Source organism: Pseudomonas lini, from assembly GCF_001042905.1.
GTDB classification, from domain to species: Bacteria; Pseudomonadota; Gammaproteobacteria; order Pseudomonadales; family Pseudomonadaceae; genus Aquipseudomonas; species Aquipseudomonas lini.
This window is the reverse complement of sequence record NZ_JYLB01000021.1, coordinates 1-3,272: the sequence shown is the minus strand read 5'-3', so window position 1 is coordinate 3,272 and position 3,272 is coordinate 1. Positions and strand designations below refer to the sequence as shown.

Below are 3,272 nucleotides of genomic sequence, written 5' to 3'. Positions count from 1 at the left end.
ATTACATCGAAGAGCAGAACCTGCGGTTTCAGGGGCAGTACCTGGACCGGGAGACGGGGCTGCATTTCAATACGTTCAGGTTTTATGATCCGGATGTGGGGCGGTTTACGACGCCGGATCCGATTGGATTGGCGGGGGGATTGAATTTTTATCAATATGGACCGAATCCTTCATCTTGGATTGACCCTGCTGGTCTGAGCACTTGCAGTAGCGGAAAAGGCTATAAATTCTCATTTGGATCCCTCCGACACATACTAAGAAGGCACTCGCCACACGTTGGGCCGCCTAAGCAACTCCCTTACTCTGCGATGAAACCAAGCAGACAAAAGGGTTCTTTGTTTCCAGCAGGATGGAGTAATAGAGATATTGCCAAGGCTACCAAAGAAGTTGCCAACAACCCATCAAACCAAGTAATTTCCAATAGAGAAGGGTTCTCAGGAAAAGTATTTGAGGGTACGTCAACACAAAGTGGAGCAACTCAAAAAATCCGCGTAATTACTGACCATGCAGACCCACACATAGGCGGAACAGGACCAGGGGTCATAACATCCAGCATCCCTATCAAATAGTTGAGGCCATTATGAAATACAAAACATGCGAAAATTGCTATGCAAATTACGACCCTCAACTTAATAGATGCCCTGATTGCAACACCTCACAAGGACGGCTCGACGACGGAATAATTGTTTTTAACGAAGCCACCCGAAAAGAAATATCAAACCTCGGCGGAATAACCTGGGACATAATATCTATCGACTCTAAACAGCATATTTTGCCCTGCGAGTGGGGGGTAATTTACTTTCACAGTGAAACTGGTAGACACTGGAGTTACCTATGCGGAATTGTTGACAAAGTTACTGTCAACCAAAATATAGAAGTAGTCCATGGAAATATTAAAGATTATCTGGAACTCACTAGCGGAAAACTTATAAAAAGAGAGTCAGGCTCATAAACATGATGCCCCCCACGAATCCGATGATGCCAATGGCCGCATCATCGCCAGCCAGGACAGCCTGCACGGCCAGCGCGAAACCTTCGCCTACGACGCCGCCGCCAACCTGCTGGACGGCCCGCAACCGTCGCCGGACTGGTGGTGCACAACAAACTGCTGACTATCAGGACAAGCGTTATCGCTATGACGCGTTTGGCCGGATGATCGAAAAACGCAGCGCTAAACGGGGCCTGCAACGTTTAGCCTACGATGCCGAAAGCCGGTTGATTGAAGTGCGCAATGAAAACGGCAGCGTGCTCAGGGTGACCTACGACCCGTTGGGCCGGCGCATCGAAAAAACCGAGCACGACACCAACGGCTACCCACTCGGCAGGTTGAAAAACCCATTGTATTTATAACGTAAAACTTATTACCAAGGCACAGGCACAGCAACAGATTTCATCACTACAAAGCAGCCTTCGCAAGAAGACTGTTTCAGGAAGAATTCGAACCAAATCCAGCACCGGTCGACTTTGCTGACAAGAGGCTTTCATGTTCTATACCCTTGCATTCAATAAAGACAAAAACTGCCCCACCTTCATTGATGGCGTCATTCATGAGTCGTTCAGCCCTGGCGCCTATGACGATGCGATGGATGCCGACTGGCACGACGCGGGCCCCGACGAAGCTCTCGCTCCCCTCCCGAAAAAGCTGGTGCTGATTACCAAGGACAAGCGCTATGACTTTGACTTTTGCACAGCCTTTGAGGGGCATGTTGTCAGTGAGCGCGTCCTGAAAGCCTTCCAGACCCTCAAGACTTCCCGATGGGAGATCGCAGAACTGGAGATCGTCAACCCGAAGGGCGTTTCGGTCGCACAGCGCCAATATTTTTTCATGCGCCAGCAACGAATAGACAAGGAGCCTGTGGACGTGATCGATCAGACACAGTCGAAGATTAATTTTCGAAAGAGCGGCGAAATCAAAAATATTATCAGCCTGACAATCAAAGAAAATATCAGCAAAGATTTTTTTAGTATCGATGAAGTTACTTTACTTGGATTCGTATTTCTTTCGCCTCACGCCGCCACTGCACTTAAAGAACTAAATCTGGTAGGTGCAGAAGTGGTCGATACGGAGAAGGTCGGCTCAATTGATAGAGCCTAGGTCCCGCTCAGCATGCAGGTGATTACCCTTTTCCGATTTCTGGCCGGTGATGAAGGTTTGTCGCCAGGCCGTGATTTGCTCGGGGTAAAGGCCTTTGTGGCGGCAATACTCGCCCAGGTCGATCTCGGACAAGCCGCTCGCTTCAAGAACGACAGCAAACTTGGCTTCGGCTGACCAGTTCTCGGTCAGCGGCTTGTTTTCGGACACTGCACTTCCTTCAGAACTGAGCTGCTTGCGCCTGTTGTACAAAGACATTTCGCTGACCCCTTCGCGCCGGGAAACCTCGGCCATCGACAGGTTCAGCGGGGGAAGCAGCATCTTGAGTAATGCACCTCTGCGTTCAGGTGAATAGTACGGCACGATCAGTCTCTTTCCGCCCCCGATGTGCTTTTTTAGGAATATTCGGAGAGGCGACAACTATCCTGACACCGGGGGACCGGTTTACTCATTCTGGCGGCGTCAAAAACCTCAAATCCTGCCTTTAACAAGGAGCGCAACCATGCCTTTTTTATATAAACCCGGCCTGTCAGATGCGGACATACAGGGACTTGAGCAGCGTTTGCAAAAAAAACTGCCTTCGGATTACAAGGATTTCCTGAAAAAAAGAAACGGCTTTTATGCGACAGCTCCCGATTATGTAAGTCTGCCACTCGATAAGGTCGATGAAGGCAGCATCGCCTTCGACCGTCTTTTCGGCCTGATACCCGACGAAGAAAGCAATGATCTGCTGGCGTTCAACGAAGAGTTTATCGACGAGCTTTCCTTCCTGGACAACAGCATCGCTATCGGTGAAGACGGTGGCGGAAATACATTTGTATGGATCGCAGAAGCTGGCAAGGAAGGCCTGTACTACTGGGACAGGACTCACTTACACGAAAGTGACGACAAAAATGATTTTGATATCGCTGAACGCGACGGCTGTGGAAATCTGTTTTTCCTGGCGCCTGATTTCACGTCGTTCTTTGACCTGATCCTCTCTACGTTTATCAGCCCGCCCGACTTCGTCGAGGAGTGATTCAGGCTCGCGCTACCGGAAAAGAGACAAAATGGATTTTTTAAATGAACAACCCAGAAGAAACTTATGAAAAGAACATCAAGACTTTATTAGCCATTCACGCAGACATCGCGTCGGGTAGTGCAGCCTCACTAAAAAAGCACCTAGAGAAAAATTCCGTTC

Annotated in this window: 3 protein-coding genes and 2 pseudogenes; 4 read left to right on the top strand and 1 reads right to left on the bottom strand. The window is 49.1% G+C overall.

Going from position 1 to position 3,272, the window contains the following annotated elements:
• From TU81_RS30900 to TU81_RS29040, 3 genes and pseudogenes are all read left to right on the top strand, one after another.
• Positions 1 to 569, top strand: a 569-nt coding sequence (locus tag TU81_RS30900; RefSeq protein WP_233427265.1) for an RHS repeat-associated core domain-containing protein, incomplete at its 5' end; no start/stop codon positions are given.
• A 408-nt stretch (positions 570 to 977) separates the two neighbouring features.
• Positions 978 to 1,332 (top strand): annotated as a pseudogene (locus TU81_RS30010) (RHS repeat domain-containing protein); the annotation flags it as partial.
• A 151-nt stretch (positions 1,333 to 1,483) separates the two neighbouring features.
• Positions 1,484 to 2,095 carry an Imm43 family immunity protein gene (locus tag TU81_RS29040; RefSeq protein WP_048397928.1) on the top strand — a complete coding sequence of 204 codons (612 nt, stop codon included), beginning with the start codon at positions 1,484 to 1,486 and terminating at the stop codon, positions 2,093 to 2,095.
• A gap of 27 nt (positions 2,096 to 2,122) precedes the next feature.
• Here the strand turns inward: TU81_RS29040 and TU81_RS29035 are convergent.
• A pseudogene (locus tag TU81_RS29035) lies at positions 2,123 to 2,413 on the bottom strand (IS3 family transposase); the annotation flags it as partial.
• A gap of 181 nt (positions 2,414 to 2,594) precedes the next feature.
• Here TU81_RS29035 and TU81_RS29030 point away from each other — a divergent pair.
• On the top strand, positions 2,595 to 3,110 hold the full coding sequence (locus tag TU81_RS29030) for an SMI1/KNR4 family protein (RefSeq protein WP_048397925.1): 516 nt from the start codon (positions 2,595 to 2,597) through the stop codon (positions 3,108 to 3,110).
• The last annotated feature ends 162 nt before the right edge of the window (positions 3,111 to 3,272 follow it).